We start from the raw sequence: 16,246 nt of genomic DNA on the forward strand, positions 1-16,246 counted from the left end.
ACTCCGATAGAGGCAGCCAGTATTGTTCGGGGATGTACCAGAAACTACATGCCATATACGGCATCAGTTGCTCAATGACAGATGGGTATGACTGCTACCAAAATGCCTTGGCAGAGCGAGTGAATGGGATATTGAAAACGGAGTTTTTGCTGCATCGCCCGCAAAACCTGATGCAAGCAAAGAAGATGGTGGACGAGTCAGTAGCGATCTATAACTACGAGCGTCCACATTTGTCATTAAAATACAGAACGCCCGACGCGGTGCATCGGGCGTTAGGATGAAATAGGTGTAAACCTATTTCAGGACTAGACACCAAATAGACGACAATCAGACTACATCCTGCTTACGCCTTTATCTCAGCGACACCACTGACGCTCACAGGGCACACCATCCCCGCCGCCGTCCATCTTTACTCCCGGGCAATTGTTCAGAAAGTACATTGCTTCCTCGCAAGATGTCATCTGCGAGCAGTACTTACGACCATCGCAAGAATATCTAGAGGCGGCTTTTGATTTAGGCTGAGTATCAGCCCCAGAAAAGGCAGGAATAAAACGGTCTAAAGAGAACGAAGGTGCGGGCTGCTGGATAACAGGATTAGTCAGCACCGAACCATCCTCACCAATATTGGTGATAACTGGGCTTTCGGGCGTTTTTATATAAAAGTGCCAGAAAGCAAAGCCCAAGATCAGCACTACAAATAACTTTCTCACCTTGCTCTCCATTGCTCTAACGCCCTGAGTCGGCAAATGCTCGCTAGACGACATTCCAAGCGGAGACTGGCGACATAATTAGACCGTCGAACCTTGGCGTAATAAGCCTTTTTTACTTCAAGGGATGCGGCAGTCATAGCAAACCTCTTAAGTTGCGCACTGCGCTATTTTAGCCAAAACCTGCATGCCCATTAGCCAAAACAAACGGCGAACATGTGAGCGCCGCAACACGCGACAGATCAAAAGAGAATAAAAGCGCCCTACCGACACTGTCTCTCGCACGGTATGCCATCCCCGTCACCGTCGATGTTAGGGTTCCGACACTGGGTCAGTTGGTATCTCGCTTCTGCGCAGTTCATCTGACCGCACCATTTGAGGGTGTTGCAGTTATAGCGACTCCCTGATGAGCTCGGTGATCCAGCTTGCGTGAAGGTTGTTTGAGCTTTTGGCGCATGCGGAGCGGGCTTCGTCGAGGCAGTGCCTGCTTGATTGGAATCACGCCACACCCATGGAGCTGTTTGCTTCCCCACTGGTAGCGCCCATAAGCCGCGCTGGCTGTTTTTCGCTTCGGCTTCCAAGACGAGTAGCGACTTGTCTTTAAGCTGCTCCGGGTAAACCCAGGCAGCTCCCGCGCGGACTTGCTCAGCATTTACGTCGACACCATCCACCCTTTTGACCCGCGCCACGGAGCGGCCATCACTGTCGGTGTCTTGCACATCCAGCTTCACCATTTCGCTGGAGATGAGGCGGTATAAGGACTGCTTGGCGAGGTCGCCATAGGGTTGGCTTGTTTCAGGGGCATCAATTTCTGCCAGCCGCACGCTCACCAGTTCGTCCTCGTCCGTGAAGCAGGTAAAGGTATCGCCATCGCTGACATCAATGACTTTGCAGTTCCCCGCAAGCGTAATCGCAGGCGCAAAGATCAAAGCAATAAACAGGTGGCGGACCATATGTGGCTCCATGCGCTATTTGAAATTTGTTTTCAGACCGACCGACAAGTGTCCCTCCCGCGCCGGAGTAATTCCAGCGACGATTACTCAAAACACAGCAAAGTGGTTACATATTGAATGCATCTGGTGGTTTGTTGATGAAGTGAAGATGCGTTTTCCAGCAAACGCCCCTTCACGCATCAGCATGATAAAGCGCCAGCAGCCAGCGCAACGAGCTAATCGGGGGTGTCAGCGCAGGGCTCGTAGTGGTTCGACTTCATGCTCTATCGCTTCGCCATTAGCCGCCAAGGTCGTGGCTAGGGAATAGTCGGTCTGGAGGTTCATCCAAAATTGCGCAGTCGTATCAAAGTAACGACCTAAGCGAATAGCCATGTCTGCAGTAACGTCTCGGCGCTCGCGCACGATTTCATTCACCGTTGGCGCCGATACACGTAGGGCACGTGCAAGTGCAGTGGGCGAAATGTCTAAGGGCAGCAAAAACTCTTCACGCAGTATTTCACCCGGATGAACCGGGCGAATTCCGTTCGCGGTCATGATGCACCTCCTTGACGCTACCGTGCGTCTAAACATTGGCCAGACGCCAATACCGAGCTGACCAATCTACCAATTATTACGGGTCCATCAACGCTACGTGCCCCCGAAATAAGCCCACCGATTGTTGTGTAGCGAGCCATCTACCAGCAAAGCCGTGACATTTGCAGATTCAGATCAATTAAAAGCGCGTTTTCATGGGGCGAAAACCGCGACTGGGTGTCGCACCTGTGGCAGCCGGTTGAAGCACCCGGTAAATGGCTACAGGCCAGTAATGATAGGGCCCTAACAGTTTTTAAGCGCCTAAACCGCCACCTTTACACCGCTCCCCCGCTAGGTGGTGCGGCTATTTGTAACTTGAAGTTGCCTCTGTAATAACTTGTAATGTTTCGGCCATTCTTCATCCGACCTTGTGATTTGCTTCACGGATCGGCCGAAAGGTATCACCACGTGCAGGCATTGCTCGTGATGGCTGAACACCAGCCTGGCTTGCGCCATTAGGCGGTATTCACTTCAAAGGATTGTCTGCAGCAAGCCCCTTCCGGGGTTAAAGCACACGCTGACTAACAATATTCCAAACAGCGCACAGCTCAGTTTCGCCTCGCGAGAACTGGACGGGACAGGCTTGTCTCGATTTCTGGTGGCGGCTGGCTATTGCGTAAAAAAACGTCCGACAGCAAGCGCCGTCAGGACTGTGTCGGCACCGTCACCTCGGTAAGAGAAGGCTGAGGCGCCGGGGTCAATTCATCCATTAAGGCCGCAAGATGAAAACTGAGCAGTACCTTGGATACCTGAAACGACTGTCGTGGCTACCCCTGCTAATGCTGGGCGGCTGCAATATGACCTTGCTCGACCCAAAAGGTCAGGTCGGCGTCGATGAGAAGCAACTGATTATTACCTCCACCCTGCTGATGCTGATCGTGGTGATCCCGGTCATCGTGATGACCTTGGCATTCGCCTGGAAATACCGCGCGTCTAACACCAAGGCGACCTACAAGCCGAACTGGGCGCACTCCACGCCAATCGAGCTGGTGGTGTGGTTGGTGCCCTGCGTGATCATCGCAGTTCTGGGCTATATCACGTGGACCAGCACTCACGACCTCGACCCCTATCGCCCGCTGGACTCTGACGTTAAGCCGATAGTGATTCAGGCTGTCTCGCTGGACTGGAAGTGGCTGTTCATTTACCCGGAGCAAGGCATCGCGACGGTTAACGAGATCGCTTTCCCAAAAGACACGCCGGTGAATTTCCAGATTACGTCGCAGAACGCGATGAACTCCTTTTTCATCCCGCAGCTGGGGAGCCAGATCTATTCCATGGCAGGCATGCAGACCAAACTGCACCTGATCGCCAACCATGAAGGCACCTTCGATGGCTTGTCCGCGAACTTCAGCGGTGACGGTTTCTCCGGTATGAAATTCCAGGCAATTTCTACCTCGGCCAAAGGCTTCGACGATTGGGTCGCCAAGGTTAAAGCCGCACCGGCCACGCTGGATCAGAGCAACTACCCGGAGCTGGTCAAACCCAGCGAAAACGATCCGGCGCAGTACTTCTCCTCTGTTAGCCCAACGCTCTACAACTCAATCCTCATGCAATACATGCACGGCCCATCCAAGCCGAAGTCTGGCGCTGAGGCCAAAAGTGACATGCCAGAAATGAAAAACATGCACATGCCCATGAACGCGAGTATCGAGGAGTAACCACTGATGTTTGGCTTGTTAACGCTTGACGCAGTGCCACTGGACGTTCCCATCGTCATGGGCACCTTGGCTGCCGTCGCCCTGCTTGGCCTGGCCGTTGTAGCCGCGCTGACCTATTACGGTAAGTGGTCCTATTTGTGGACCGAGTGGCTGACTTCGGTCGACCATAAGAAAATCGGCGTGATGTACATCTTCGTCGCCATGATCATGCTGCTGCGCGGTTTCGCCGATGCGATCATGATGCGCGGTCAGTTGGCCATGGCTGAAGGTGCCAACCACGGCTTCCTGCCGCCTGAGCACTACGACCAGATCTTCACCGCCCACGGTGTGATCATGATCATCTTCATGGCCATGCCGTTTATGGTCGGCTTGATGAACATCGCTGTGCCGCTGCAGATTGGCGCCCGCGACGTGGCCTTCCCGTTCCTTAACTCGCTGAGCTTCTGGCTGTTTGTCGCCGGTGCGATTCTGGTTAACCTTTCTCTGGGTGTGGGTGAATTCGCCCGGACTGGTTGGGTGGCTTATCCGCCGTTGTCTGAGCTTGGGTACAGTCCGGGGGTGGGTGTCGACTACTACATCTGGGCCTTGCAGTTATCTGGCTTGGGGACCCTGTTAACCGGGGTCAACTTCCTGGTCACCGTGCTGAAAATGCGCACCCCAGGCATGAAACTGATGCAGATGCCGATCTTCACCTGGGCCTGCACCTTCACCAACATCCTGATTGTCGCTTCGTTCCCGATTCTCACCGCGACTTTGGCGTTGCTGACTCTTGACCGTTACCTGGACATGCACTTCTTCACCAACGACCTGGGCGGCAACGCCATGATGTACATCAACCTCTTTTGGGCCTGGGGCCATCCAGAGGTGTACATCCTGATTCTGCCGGCATTCGGTGTGTTCTCCGAAGTGATCTCCACCTTCAGCGGCAAGCGCCTGTTCGGCTACACCTCGATGATTTGGGCGACTGCGGCGATCACCATCCTTGGCTTCGTGGTTTGGCTGCACCACTTCTTCACCATGGGCTCGGGTGCCAACGTAAACGCCTTCTTCGGCGTTGCCACCATGATCATCTCGATCCCAACCGGGGTGAAGCTGTTCAACTGGCTGTTCACCATCTTCCGGGGTCGCTTGCACTTCACTACACCGGTGCTCTGGACGCTGGGCTTTATGGTGACCTTCACCATCGGCGGCATGACCGGCGTACTGCTGGCCGTACCGGGTGCCGACTATGTGTTGCACAACAGCCTGTTCCTGATTGCCCACTTCCACAACACCATCATTGGTGGCGCGGTATTTGGCTACCTGGCCGGCTTCAGCTACTGGTTCCCTAAAGCCTTCGGCTTCAAGCTCGATGAGCGCCTGGGCAAGTACGCGTTCTGGTGCTGGATCACCGGCTTCTTCGTCGCGTTTATGCCGCTGTACGTATTGGGCTTCATGGGCATGACCCGTCGCCTGAACCACTACGACAACCCGCTGTGGCATCCGTACCTGATCGTCGCCTTCTTCGGCGCCGTGCTGATCTTCTGCGGCATTGCATTCCAGATCGCCCAGATCATTGTCAGCATCAAGAACCGCGATGCCCTGCGTGACCACACTGGCGACCCTTGGGGCGGCCGGACTCTGGAATGGTCAACCTCTTCGCCACCACCGTTCTACAACTTTGCGGAGCTACCTACTGTGCATGCTGTCGACGCGTTCCACGATATGAAAGAAAAAGACACCGCGTACCTGCGCCCGGCTACCTACAGCCCGATTCACATGCCGAAGAACACCGCGGCAGGTTTGGTTATTGGCCTGATTGGCGCTGTGTTCGGCTTCGCCATGATCTGGCATATCTGGTGGCTGGCCGGTTTGAGCTTTATCGGCATGATCGCCACGTTCATCACCCGTAGCTACAACCAAGACGTTGATTACTACGTACAGCCAGATGAAATCGAACGCATCGAGAGCCAGCGCTTCCCGCGTCAGGTAGTCCGTGTGGGCGATCATTCAAGCCGCGCAGCGAAACACGCCCAACAACTCGCGGAAGAGGTGTAACCCGCATGTCTACGGCAATTCTTGATTCTCAACACGGCTTAGAACAGGCCCATGATCACGAACACGATCACGGGCATGACAGCGGTGACATGACGGTATTCGGCTTCTGGCTGTACCTGATGACCGACTGCATTCTCTTCGCGTGCGTGTTTGCCACCTACGCGGTGTTGGTTAACCACACCGCGGGCGGCCCTAGCGGCAAGGACATTTTCGAGCTGCCTTACGTGCTGGGCGAAACCGCCCTGTTGCTGGTCAGTAGCTGCACTTACGGCATGGCCATGCTGGCTGCCCACAACGGCACCAGGCAAAAAACCATCGCCTGGTTGTTCCTGACCTTCCTCTGCGGTCTCGGCTTTATTGGCATGGAGATCAACGAGTTTCATCACTTGATCGTGGAAGGCTTCGGCCCTAACCGCAGCGCATTTCTCTCCTCGTTCTTCACCCTGGTGGGCATGCACGGCTTGCACGTGACGGCGGGCCTGGTGTGGATGGTTGTGATGATGGCGCAGGTTTATACCCGTGGCCTGACGCCGCAGAACACCACTCGCCTGTCGTGCTTGAGCCTGTTCTGGCACTTCCTCGATATCGTCTGGATCTGCGTCTTCACCGTTGTCTACCTGATGGGAGTTGCCCAATGAGCCACGCACAGGCACATAGTCATGCTGGCGAAAGCCACGGCAGCGTTCGTTCCTACGCCATCGGTTTCATCCTTTCGGTGATCCTCACGGCGATTCCGTTCGCCATGGTCATGAGCGGCCACTTCTCGCGCAATACGGCACTGACCGCCATGGTCGTGCTGGGTGTGGTGCAGATACTGGTGCATTTGGTGTGCTTCCTGCACATGAACACCTCATCTGAAGGCCGCTGGAACCTGCTGGCCTTCCTGTTCACGATATTGATTATTGTGATGCTGGTGGGGCTGGCGATCTGGATCATGGTCAATGCTGACCACCTGATGATGCCTTGGATGTGACCATGAAGTTCAAACGCTATCTTCTGATCACCAAGCCCGGCATCATCTTCGGCAATCTGATTGCCGTAGCGGGCGGCTACTTTCTTGCGGCGCAGGGCCACATCGACTTGGTGTTGCTGCTGTCCACTGTGATTGGTTTGTCGCTGGTGGTGGCCAGCGGATGCGTGATGAACAATTGCATTGATCGCGATATCGACCAGCACATGGAACGCACCCGCGACCGTGTACTGGTCACCGGCAAGATCTCGCTCAAGGCGGCGTTTGCGCATGGCTTAGTGCTTGGCATCGCCGGGTTCAGCCTGCTCTGGTTCGAGACTACTCCGTTGGCCACCGTTCTGGCTGCTGTCGGCTATGTGGTCTATGTAGGCCTTTACAGCCTGTGGCTCAAGCGCACGTCGGAGTACGGCACGTTAGTCGGTAGTTTGTCTGGGGCGATGCCTCCGGTCGTAGGCTACTGCGCGGTGACTGGCCAATTCGACACCGGTGCCGCCGTGCTGCTGCTGATCTTCTGCCTGTGGCAGATGCCGCACTCCTACGCCATCGCGATCTTCCGCCTCAACGACTATAAGGCGGCGGGCATTCCTGTGCTGCCGGTTAAACGTGGGATCGACGCCACCAAGCTGCAGATCGTGCTGTATATCCTGGCATTTACCGGCGCCTCGCTGCTGCTCACGCTGACCGGTTTCGCCGGTTATGGCTACCTGCTGATCGCGTTGCTGGTCAGCGCCTGGTGGCTGGTGATCGCGCTTTCCGGTTACCGCGCCGTGGATGATCGCCTCTGGGCACGCAAGCTGTTCGCCTTTTCCATCGTCGCTATCAGTGCCCTGAGCCTGATGATGTCGATCGATTTTCAAGCCATGCCGCACGCCAGTTTACTGGCCATGCTGTAACGGCCTCAGATGCTGGGTTGTGTTGGGTGCAGCTTACCCGCACCCAACACTCTCCCTTTGCCCCGCCTCGTGCGGGGCTTTTTTTTGCGCGTCGTTTAAGCGATAGCCAGCTTGCCAACATGCTTTAGATTCACATGCTGACGCGCATGCCACAGGTCATATGCATCCTGCATCGCCAACCAGCTTTCAGGTAAACGATCGAGCGCCACTGACAAGCCCAGGGCCATTTGGATCAAGGTAGATGCCGGTGATAAAGTCGCCCGGGTGGGGTGGGCTGTGCATATTCATCAGTGATAATCCTCATAGCCAATAACCTAAGCATTTGCGTCTTAAAACTCGAACGTCAGCCGCCAATTGCCGTACACCATGATCAACGCCCTCACCTCAACCTTACCGCCCGTGCGCCGCAGCTGTCAGCTGCGCGGTGTCGACGCGGACAAATATCGAATCGCCAATGGCAGTGAGTACATCGCCCGCATAGACCTCACAGATAATCCGGCTCTTGCGCCCTACTTCGCCTTCAACTTTAGCGCGTAAGGTCAGTGTTGCACCCATCGGAGTTGGCTTGATGAACTTTATGCCAAGGTTGCCGGTGACGCAGTCAATACGCGGCAGACTGCCTGCTTCTCGACCTTCAGCCCGGAGGTGGTATGCCATGGCCGTCCAGTTGGAATGGCAATCAACCAGCATTGCGATCAACCCGCCATAGACCAGTTCCGGCCAGCCGGTGTATTTGTCATCTGGCAGGTACTCGGCCATGACGTGCACAGCATCTTCATGCCAGTAGCTTTTAATATGCAGACCATGTGGGTTGCTACCGCCGCAGCCATAGCAGATGCCTTCTGGGGCGGCGGCGTCCTGGAGTGAAACGCTGTGCATGATCAAACACCTCTCAATAACCTTTTGCTGAGCAAGCCAGCATCAAGCCCCAACCATGCCGCAAAATAATGCCCAGAGGCAATAATTTCAGCTTACTACGCGCACGAACAACCGCATAATCAGCAGCCGATCCAGCAGGGTTGAATGGGCATCCGTTGGCATACCCCTGCACCCGAATTTATGGAGAGTTGCTGTGAGTAATAACTTTGAAAACCTGCGCGCCGAGCGCGATATCGAACGCTCGCCGGTGAAGAGCAGCGCTAACTACGCCGGGCTTTGGAAGCAGATTGCATTAGGCATTGTGGTCGGTTATACCGCGCTGAGCGTACTCGGTTTTGTTGCGGCGATGCTGTGGTTCAAGCTGGCGACAAGCGGCCTGCAATTACAGGTTCCGAACTAATCGATCGCCCGGGCTTCGGCCGTCGGCGCGGTGGTGGTTTTCATCTGAGTTGCCAACAGCAGGCCACTGAAAATCAAGGCACCACCAACCCAGTGATACGCCAGCAAACCTTCGCCCAAGAGCAGCCAAGCCAGAATCGCAGTGAACACTGGCATTAAGTAGCTGGTCAGCGCCGCTTTTGCCGCGCCAACCACGCGAATGCCATGGTTCCACGCCAGATAGGCAATCAGCGAGGCAAACAGCGCCGTATAGACAATGGCACCCAGGGTTGTCGCATTGATATTGACTTGAGCGCCCTGAGCTAACTCGTAGAGATAAAACGGCAGAATCATCGGCACGCCGAACAACATCAGCACACCTAGCAGCGCCAGCGGAGGAATAGGTTTCAAGAACCCGGACCATCGCCGTAGCAACAAGGAGTAGAGGGCCCAGTCCGTCACTGCCAGCAGCATGATCAAGTCGCCACGATTAAACGACATTGAAGTCAGCGTCGCCCAACTGCCTTGGGTAATTAAAACCAACAGGCCAATGGCTGCGATTAACATACCCAACCAGGCGCGACGTGTCGGCCATTCGCCCAGCAATAAGCCGCCGCCGATAAAGGTCACCAGCGGCAGACAGGTGCTTACCAGCGTGATATTGATCGCAACGGTACTTTGCGCTGCGCTATACAGCAGAGAGTTATACGCGCTGATGCCACAGGCAGACAGCACCAGCAGGCGCCAACCGGCACGTTTCAAATCGGCGGCATGCCGACGTAACGGCGCAATCACAAACGGCAAGAGCAACACGCACGCTAGGCTCCATCGCCAGAACGCGAGGGCAAAAGGCGAAATGTCATTGTGTACCGCCCGGGCAACCAGCGCATTACCCGACCAACACAAGATGGCTAACAACAGGCCGAGCATGGCCCAAGTGCGGGAGTTATTCATAAGCCTTAATTTTTTTCGACGGGGCGCAACCGGTATTGGGGAGGCAGTTGATCAATACCCTCTACCGTCACATTCAAGTCCTTCCAACGACCGTCCTTGATGCCGTAGATACAACCGTGCACGGACAATGACTGGCCACGATGCCAAGCGTTCTGCACGATAGTCGTATGGCTGACGCTGGCCACTTGCTGCATGACATTGAGTTCACACAAGCGATCGACCCGATCTTCTTCGTTAGGTAGTTTTTCGAGGTCTTTGAAATGCTCGTAATGCAGATCCCGGATAGTCCGTAGCCAGCCATCAATCAGGCCGTATTGACGGTGTTGCATGGCGGCACGCACCCCGCCACAACCGTAGTGGCCGGTGACCAGAATATGCTTAACCTTCAGCACATCAACGGCATACTGGATGACCGACAGACAGTTCATATCGGTGTGCAGCACCACGTTGGCAACGTTACGGTGCACAAACAAATCGCCGGGGAGCATGCCAACAATCTCGTTGGCTGGTACGCGCGCGTCAGAACAGCCTATCCACAGGTATTCTGGGGTTTGTTGCCGAGCCAGCTTGGCAAAAAAATCGGGATCGCGTTGAGTGATTGCCTGCGCCCACCGTTCGTTGTTGTCGAAGAGGTGCTGTAAATCACTCATTTCATCTACTCCAAAATATGAAGGTGCGCCACAGAGGACACAATGGTCTTTTGACAAGTCAGGTGTAGCATCCGTCACATCCACCGGCCTGACGATGCGCGACCCGCATAACAGTGACGTTAATCGATCAAAGTGCAGGCCATCACCAGCGCATCTTCGCGACCGCCGACGGCTGGGTAGTAATCGCGGCGGCGACCAATTTCATTAAAGCCGTAACGTTCATAGAGGCGATAAGCCGCTTGATTGCTCGCGCGAACCTCCAGAAAACACTCCCCTGCCTTAAGCGCCATCGCACGTTGCATCAGGAACTCAAGCAGGCGCAGGCCATAACCGCGGCCCTGATTTTCCGATTTGATAGTGATATTGAGCAGGTGCGCTTCATCAATAATCACATTGATGACACCGTGCCCCACTTGTTGCGAGCCTTCAAACATAACCCAGCAGTCGTAAGACTTGAGACTGTCAGTGAAAATACCGCGCGTCCAGGGATGACTAAAAGCGGCGTACTCAATTTTCAGCACTGTCTCAATATCCGCCTCGGTCATTGGGCGGAACGAAAATGCATCACTCATTCAGGTTGACTCATCCAACGTTGACTCACTCGGCGCATTGCCTGCCACAGATCAGCTTTGCGTGCAGGCTCATCCATTAGCAGCTCCAGCCCAGGGACAGCCCAGGCACTGCCAATGCCATCGATCTGCAGCTCGCGATTGTAGTCCACTGCATCCGCTTCACCGGCAAAACGAATCGCAGGCAAACCGACCAACCACAAGCAGGTGCATGGTTCTTGCTCTTCCAGGCGCGCCGCCACAAAGCTTTGCACAAACTCAAGTGCCGCAGCCGGGCCTTGGTCCATGTTGCCACGCGCGAGCAAGGGCCAGCGCACGGGTTGGCCAATCATATGCGGGCTATCCGGCAGGCCGGCAGCGCGGAGTAAGTCTTTAAGTAATAGATAGGCCGGGTCCCGCCCTTGCAATGGCTCGCCGGTGGGTAACTCAACCAACACCGCGCAACTGCCTGCGCGCAAAAGCTGCAATGCAAACCGTGGAGGCGGTTCAGTAGCGGGTTTAACCTCAGCACTAGACGTTTGCTCCTCGTCGCTCACAACAGGGCGTGGGTTACGCTCCTGCGATTTCGGACGGGGCACTTCAACTCGAGGGCGGGCAACTGCCGGTGGCTCAGCAACGGCGGAAGGCTCAGGCGCAGCAGTGGCCTGTGGCTGAGCATCAATAGACGGTTCTTCAAGCGGCTCTAACAGCTCTGGCCGCGAAGGCGCAGCGAAGGGTAATGCCACGCGGGGCAGCCAATTGGCGACCTGCATAGCACTCAAATATGCCCTGCGGCGTAATTCTGGAATCAAACGTCAGTAACCTGTGAATGTGCGTTTTGGCCCACCTGCATCAAACTCAATGCAGTGATCTAAGCCTTGGCAGATAGCGCCAGAATACCAGTAACAGCGCCATTACCAATAACAATACGCCCACTCTTTACCGGACAAGCCGGTACACGCCTTTAAATTAATGACTTTGGGTAGCGCATTACTCCAATGGGTGAGGATTTACGCTGAAAAGACTCGCGGCTCGCTCACAGAGGCAAGTAGCAATTTCACAGGTTATCTATCAGTTGATGGGTGTTGCCGTTAGGTTTGCGCGGATATCTGCATTTTGTAGCTTCACACCGTAGAACGAGGTGACGCTGCCACCCGTGGGATGAACGTTCTGAAAGCGCTCGATGTTGATTTCTTTAAAATGCGCGCGTGCATTAACTGCGAAACCGAGCGGATCGGGACTGACCGGGATACAGCCTGTAGTGGTTTTGGTGCAGACACTGGACGGCGCAACATCGAGACCGAGGTCGACATTGAAGCCATAAGTATTTTGATCTGGATTAGCCGGGTCGCCGTCCGAAGTATAGAAGTTATCGATCACCCACTGACTGCCCGTGCCATTTACCTTGTTGACCCGACCATTCTCGAGGATGAACTGATTGCGCTTCGGATTGTTTGATACGGCACTTTCCGGACTACCAGAATTATCCCGTACAAACACGCTCTTCAGTTTGGCGCTGAGCCCTTCGTTGCCACGGTCATCCCAGCGACCACCATTTGCAGTACAGGCACCAGCACTGCTGCCCGTACCACCGACACATAAAGCCCCCGCCCCGCCGGAGCTGAAGGTTAACGATGAACCTTGCTCATAAAGCTTGAGTACTATGCGCCCAATGCTTTTGCCGCTGTCTTTATCGCCCAGACGTACGTCTGATACATCCAGCCGTGACCAATAGGTGCCTTTTCTGAACTCGACACCTTCCTCACTTACGTCCACAGAACCATCGCGATAATGCAGCTCGTTCTCGGCGCCGGTAAGCCATAGACCCTGACCATTTTCATCAACGCTAATGGCCGCATTGGCTTCGGTGGCATAGAAGTCGGCATTAAAGCCAAAACCATCCCCCACAAAGCCACCCGGTTTAATGGTCAACTGACCGTTCAGGATAAAGTCGGATGCCGGAAATACCGACAGTAATACCAGTAATTCGGTGCCGCCCTGGAGCGGTGCGTCGCGCTGACCGACACGAAGCCCGTCCAGGCTATAACGGCCCCTGACCTGATTAAGCCCAAGCCGAATGCCATCAAAATAACCGTCGTATTTACCACTAGATGGGTCAAGGTCATTTCGCCCTGCGTAACACCCCGCACTCAACCCAGTTGCACAGCTTTTGGTTAGATCCACTGTCAGTTGGCCGCTGCCGTAGGTACGCAAACCGCTAAACCACAAACTATTGCCGTTATCGGTCAGCGAAAAATCGCTATCCACCAGGCTCCAGCTAACATCGGCCGTAATACCCTCGCTACCTGAATTGACATCCCCACCTGGGCGTAACTGGACGTAGTTGTGATGCACGCCTTGGTCTTGAAAGTTCAGATCAAAACCGACACGTCCAATTCGTTGATTCGTCGGGTTACCAATGATCAACCCCTCCAGCGCTGCGCTGAGGTTGATATCTTCAAAGGCAAGTTTGATAAAACCGCCTTGGGTATCTTGGCCTAGGTCAAGGGTTAAACCTGACTGGCTGCTCACCACCCCTGAATAGTTTTCAGCGCGGACGACGCCCGCATCGGTGTATTGGAACAGGCTATTGACAATTGTGATGTCAGGCGTCACCCGCAGGCCGTCCCCGCTTTGGCCACCACCGGCGACACTGATGCTGCCGCCAAGCCGTAAATCCATATTCAGCCGACCAAAGCTACGCCCGGCGTGCAGGTCCCGAAGGTCGGGCGCGCTGGGTGTGGCGGGAGTACCCGGGACGGCATCAGCGTAGGCAAGGTCAAGTCCGATACCGGCAATCGATGCGACAAAGCGTGAGTTGCCGAGATCAAGCTTGACCTGCTCGCCATTACCGCCGCTGACAATATCGACATAGGCATTATTGAGGTAGGTATCGAATGAAAGGCCTTTAACAATCAGGTCAAATCCATTGTCGCGATAGTAAAAAGTGGCATCGGTGAGCGAGAGTTTACTGTCATCCACGGCGAATCCACTGACACCACTGGCGCCGCCGCCTCTTAATTTCAGGCTCGCGCCCAGTGTTGAGAATAACCGCAGGCTGGCAAAGTTATTACTGCTCCCCGCGACCTCAACCTTACCAACCGACAACTCACTGGCGCGCCCGGTGTGTTCAATCTGCAACTGGCCATTGATAACATCAATTGTGGTATCAGAGGTGCTTCCAGAGGACTGCGGCCGGCTACTGATATCTTTGAGACTGAGGGTTTGTCCGTCTTGAGCATAATCAAGGCGGCCAACGGACCAGCCGGGGCCGGCAGTCTGCAAACTGATACCGTCCTGTCCTGAAATCGCTGATAAGTCGTCATCATCAAGCGCTTGCATGGCTTGCAGAACCGGGCTGAACAAGCCGATAAGACAAAGCGAGTAGCGGTTCATAACGCAGGCCCTCAGTTGGTCGGGAACACTAAGACATTGCCCTGAACACGAGTGGTGCCGTCGATCGTGATCGAGAAAATATTTGTTTGCTGAAAACTCGGATCCCCTCCTTGCGCCGTAGTGAGTGCGTTATTTCGCCAGCCACCTTGATTAGCCACACCGAAGCTGTAGTTCGCATCTTTAAACACGATCTCGTTGGGTAAACCAAACTCCAGTACATCTTGATTAAACCTGGCGCCGTCCCCCTCGAAGCCGCTGTTGATAGTGCGAGTGCGCAGGGTCAACCCCTCGAAACTAAAGACCCCTTTGATATTGTCCAGCACATACCAACCGCCAGTAGCTTCAGCACGCACAGCCACCCGCAGGCCGCAATCACTAACGGCAGCCCCCGCGGCACTGCAACTACGTTCATTAACCGCCCAGGTGCTGGGGTTGTTACTCACCGGGGTTTCCCATAGCACGCCACCTTCCCGGTTAATACTCAACTCACCTGACAAGTACACCCCACCCTGGCCATTGAGCTGGCTCAGGGCGGCGTCATCCAGCGCCTGCAGTTCTGCGCACAGGGGCGAGGCAAAAGCCAATGAACACACACCAAGCACTTTATAAATCACGGCTAGTCGCCTTTAAAAAATTGATGCTGAGTCCTTCGATGCTGTTGCGACCATAGTTATAACCACCGGACACCGTGCTGCTATTACCTGAGCTCAAGTTGCCGATAACAACATTGGTTCTCGGGGCATTGGTATAGAAGTCAGTTGCGATTGCCTCACGCTCTGCAGCCGAGCGAACAGAGCCATTTGCTCTGCGGCTAACCGGGTTGGGCAGCTCCAATACGAACTGGCCATCACTGGTCACGTCGAACAATAAGGGCTGGCTCTTGCCGTAGCCCAGAGCTACGTTGGCGTAGGCATTGCTCAAACTGATGGAGTGGTCCGCTTGCTCCTGCTCACTGGCGCAGTTTGCTGTGCCAGGGATGCAGGACATTAAATCGATGCGCTTGGCGAATAGATTAATCCGGGCCTCCCCCACTAACTGGTCCCGCGCCTCATCACCCCAAAGCCGTAAATAGCTGCCATCCATGATCAACTCGACGATATCGAGATTAAGGATGTCGGTACGCCCTGCGGCAACTTGAAAGTCGAAGCGAATACCCGCGTCAAGACGCTCGCCCAGGCGGCTTGAACAATTAGTTCCCGCGGCGGCAAAGCCTGCGATACAGGGCTGTCCCATGACACCGGTCAATCGTTCAGGAAAGGTCAGCTCCAGAATGGCAACATCATTGGGTGTGGTCTGCACCCAAATGCCATCATCTCTGAGTGTTTGAAGGTCTTCACCGTTGCCGAACTGAAGCTTGAATGGATTGCTAAGACGCCCAAGGTTAACCGGTTGCAGGTTGCGTCCTTTGTTGCTGCCGGTTGCAGCAAAGTAGAACTCATGAACCGATATGGGGACATTTTCACCTTCGGCGTTGGTGATGTCGTTGATGAAAATGCTCGATTCAGATGCATCAAGCAGGATGCCTTCCAACGAAAACGCAATGCCCTGACCATTGACTCCAGCAAGTTGCTCGTCGTCCATTGCTTGCATTTGGGCCTCGACCGGCAACGCCAATAAAACGCTCCACACGACAACCAGCAGACGGTTCAT

General features: G+C 54.8%; 18 protein-coding genes and 1 pseudogene. 7 read left to right on the forward strand and 12 right to left on the reverse strand.

Annotation, left to right across the window (positions count from 1 at the left end; all coding sequences use genetic code 11):
• Nucleotides 1-281: integrase core domain-containing protein (locus tag AACY09_RS21685; protein WP_445323907.1), on the forward strand; the 281-nt coding region annotated here is incomplete at its 5' end.
• 75 nt (nt 282-356) lie between these two features.
• On the opposite strand, the gene AACY09_RS21690 is transcribed toward AACY09_RS21685, so the two are convergent.
• From AACY09_RS21690 to AACY09_RS21705, 4 genes and pseudogenes are all read right to left on the reverse strand, one after another.
• Nucleotides 357-710 (reverse strand): excalibur calcium-binding domain-containing protein, encoded by a 354-nt coding sequence (locus tag AACY09_RS21690; RefSeq protein ID WP_339490988.1) that lies wholly within the window; start codon nt 708-710, stop codon nt 357-359.
• A 53-nt stretch (nt 711-763) separates the two neighbouring features.
• Nucleotides 764-847, reverse strand: a pseudogene (locus AACY09_RS21695) (YhfG family protein); the annotation flags it as partial.
• Nucleotides 848-970: 123 nt separating this feature from the next.
• Nucleotides 971-1,660, reverse strand: a complete 690-nt coding sequence (locus tag AACY09_RS21700; RefSeq protein ID WP_339490989.1) for a thermonuclease family protein — start codon at nt 1,658-1,660, stop codon at nt 971-973.
• A gap of 228 nt (nt 1,661-1,888) precedes the next feature.
• The gene (locus AACY09_RS21705) at nt 1,889-2,194 is read right to left on the reverse strand and encodes a HigA family addiction module antitoxin (RefSeq protein WP_339490990.1); all 306 of its coding nucleotides are present in this window, start codon (nt 2,192-2,194) and stop codon (nt 1,889-1,891) included.
• A gap of 761 nt (nt 2,195-2,955) precedes the next feature.
• Between AACY09_RS21705 and cyoA the strand changes: the two genes are divergently transcribed.
• The 5 genes from cyoA to cyoE are packed head-to-tail and all read left to right on the forward strand — an operon-like array spanning nt 2,956 to nt 7,791.
• Nucleotides 2,956-3,891 (forward strand): ubiquinol oxidase subunit II, encoded by a 936-nt coding sequence (gene cyoA, locus AACY09_RS21710; RefSeq protein ID WP_339490991.1) that lies wholly within the window; start codon nt 2,956-2,958, stop codon nt 3,889-3,891.
• Between the two features lie 6 nt (nt 3,892-3,897).
• Complete coding sequence (gene cyoB / locus AACY09_RS21715; protein ID WP_339490992.1) at nt 3,898-5,928, forward strand: cytochrome o ubiquinol oxidase subunit I; 2,031 nt, start codon at nt 3,898-3,900, stop codon at nt 5,926-5,928.
• A 5-nt stretch (nt 5,929-5,933) separates the two neighbouring features.
• Entirely contained in the window at nt 5,934-6,566 is a 633-nt protein-coding gene (cyoC, locus tag AACY09_RS21720; protein WP_339490994.1) for a cytochrome o ubiquinol oxidase subunit III, read from the forward strand.
• On the forward strand, nt 6,563-6,901 hold the full coding sequence (locus tag AACY09_RS21725) for a cytochrome o ubiquinol oxidase subunit IV (RefSeq protein WP_339490996.1): 339 nt from the start codon (nt 6,563-6,565) through the stop codon (nt 6,899-6,901). Before cyoC ends, AACY09_RS21725 begins: the two co-directional genes overlap by 4 nt.
• Before the next feature lie 2 nt (nt 6,902-6,903).
• Entirely contained in the window at nt 6,904-7,791 is an 888-nt protein-coding gene (gene cyoE, locus AACY09_RS21730; RefSeq protein WP_339490997.1) for a heme o synthase, read from the forward strand.
• A 390-nt stretch (nt 7,792-8,181) separates the two neighbouring features.
• Here the strand turns inward: cyoE and AACY09_RS21740 are convergent, their stop codons facing one another.
• Entirely contained in the window at nt 8,182-8,670 is a 489-nt protein-coding gene (locus tag AACY09_RS21740; RefSeq protein ID WP_339490999.1) for a PaaI family thioesterase, read from the reverse strand.
• Nucleotides 8,671-8,863: 193 nt separating this feature from the next.
• Between AACY09_RS21740 and AACY09_RS21745 the strand changes: the two genes are divergently transcribed.
• Entirely contained in the window at nt 8,864-9,070 is a 207-nt protein-coding gene (locus tag AACY09_RS21745; protein ID WP_339491000.1) for a hypothetical protein, read from the forward strand.
• On the opposite strand, the gene AACY09_RS21750 is transcribed toward AACY09_RS21745, so the two are convergent.
• The 7 genes from AACY09_RS21750 to AACY09_RS21780 all read right to left on the reverse strand — a co-directional run bounded on the left by AACY09_RS21750 (nt 9,067) and on the right by AACY09_RS21780 (nt 16,246).
• Entirely contained in the window at nt 9,067-10,002 is a 936-nt protein-coding gene (locus AACY09_RS21750; protein WP_339491002.1) for a DMT family transporter, read from the reverse strand. The genes AACY09_RS21745 and AACY09_RS21750 overlap by 4 nt on opposite strands.
• A gap of 5 nt (nt 10,003-10,007) precedes the next feature.
• Nucleotides 10,008-10,652 (reverse strand): carbonate dehydratase, encoded by a 645-nt coding sequence (can, locus tag AACY09_RS21755; protein ID WP_339491003.1) that lies wholly within the window; start codon nt 10,650-10,652, stop codon nt 10,008-10,010.
• A gap of 119 nt (nt 10,653-10,771) precedes the next feature.
• Nucleotides 10,772-11,224, reverse strand: coding sequence for a ribosomal protein S18-alanine N-acetyltransferase (gene rimI, locus AACY09_RS21760; protein WP_339491004.1), 453 nt, complete (start codon nt 11,222-11,224; stop codon nt 10,772-10,774).
• The gene (locus AACY09_RS21765; protein WP_339491005.1) at nt 11,221-12,012 is read right to left on the reverse strand and encodes an energy transducer TonB; all 792 of its coding nucleotides are present in this window, start codon (nt 12,010-12,012) and stop codon (nt 11,221-11,223) included. Before AACY09_RS21765 ends, rimI begins: the two co-directional genes overlap by 4 nt.
• 259 nt (nt 12,013-12,271) lie before the next feature.
• Nucleotides 12,272-14,596: a DUF6160 family protein gene (locus AACY09_RS21770; protein WP_339491006.1), complete on the reverse strand. Its 2,325-nt coding sequence runs from the start codon at nt 14,594-14,596 to the stop codon at nt 12,272-12,274.
• 11 nt (nt 14,597-14,607) lie between these two features.
• Nucleotides 14,608-15,210, reverse strand: coding sequence for a hypothetical protein (locus tag AACY09_RS21775; protein WP_339491007.1), 603 nt, complete (start codon nt 15,208-15,210; stop codon nt 14,608-14,610).
• Nucleotides 15,200-16,246, reverse strand: coding sequence for a hypothetical protein (locus tag AACY09_RS21780; protein WP_339491008.1), 1,047 nt, complete (start codon nt 16,244-16,246; stop codon nt 15,200-15,202). Before AACY09_RS21780 ends, AACY09_RS21775 begins: the two co-directional genes overlap by 11 nt.

This window comes from Pseudomonas sp. EL_65y_Pfl2_R95, assembly GCF_963971045.1.
In the GTDB taxonomy this organism is placed as follows: domain Bacteria; phylum Pseudomonadota; class Gammaproteobacteria; order Pseudomonadales; family Pseudomonadaceae; genus Aquipseudomonas.

Bases quoted from the DNA above. Each gene is read 5' to 3' on its own strand.
- AACY09_RS21700 (WP_339490989.1), bottom strand. From the start codon at position 1,660: ATGGTCCGCCACCTGTTTATTGCTTTGATCTTTGCGCCTGCGATTACG.
- AACY09_RS21705 (WP_339490990.1), bottom strand. From the start codon at position 2,194: ATGACCGCGAACGGAATTCGCCCGGTTCATCCGGGTGAAATACTGCGT.
- cyoA (WP_339490991.1), top strand. From the start codon at position 2,956: ATGAAAACTGAGCAGTACCTTGGATACCTGAAACGACTGTCGTGGCTA.
- cyoB (WP_339490992.1), top strand. From the start codon at position 3,898: ATGTTTGGCTTGTTAACGCTTGACGCAGTGCCACTGGACGTTCCCATC.
- cyoC (WP_339490994.1), top strand. From the start codon at position 5,934: ATGTCTACGGCAATTCTTGATTCTCAACACGGCTTAGAACAGGCCCAT.
- AACY09_RS21725 (WP_339490996.1), top strand. From the start codon at position 6,563: ATGAGCCACGCACAGGCACATAGTCATGCTGGCGAAAGCCACGGCAGC.
- cyoE (WP_339490997.1), top strand. From the start codon at position 6,904: ATGAAGTTCAAACGCTATCTTCTGATCACCAAGCCCGGCATCATCTTC.
- AACY09_RS21740 (WP_339490999.1), bottom strand. From the start codon at position 8,670: ATGCACAGCGTTTCACTCCAGGACGCCGCCGCCCCAGAAGGCATCTGC.
- AACY09_RS21750 (WP_339491002.1), bottom strand. From the start codon at position 10,002: ATGAATAACTCCCGCACTTGGGCCATGCTCGGCCTGTTGTTAGCCATC.
- can (WP_339491003.1), bottom strand. From the start codon at position 10,652: ATGAGTGATTTACAGCACCTCTTCGACAACAACGAACGGTGGGCGCAG.
- rimI (WP_339491004.1), bottom strand. From the start codon at position 11,224: ATGAGTGATGCATTTTCGTTCCGCCCAATGACCGAGGCGGATATTGAG.
- AACY09_RS21770 (WP_339491006.1), bottom strand. From the start codon at position 14,596: ATGAACCGCTACTCGCTTTGTCTTATCGGCTTGTTCAGCCCGGTTCTG.
- AACY09_RS21780 (WP_339491008.1), bottom strand. From the start codon at position 16,246: ATGAACCGTCTGCTGGTTGTCGTGTGGAGCGTTTTATTGGCGTTGCCG.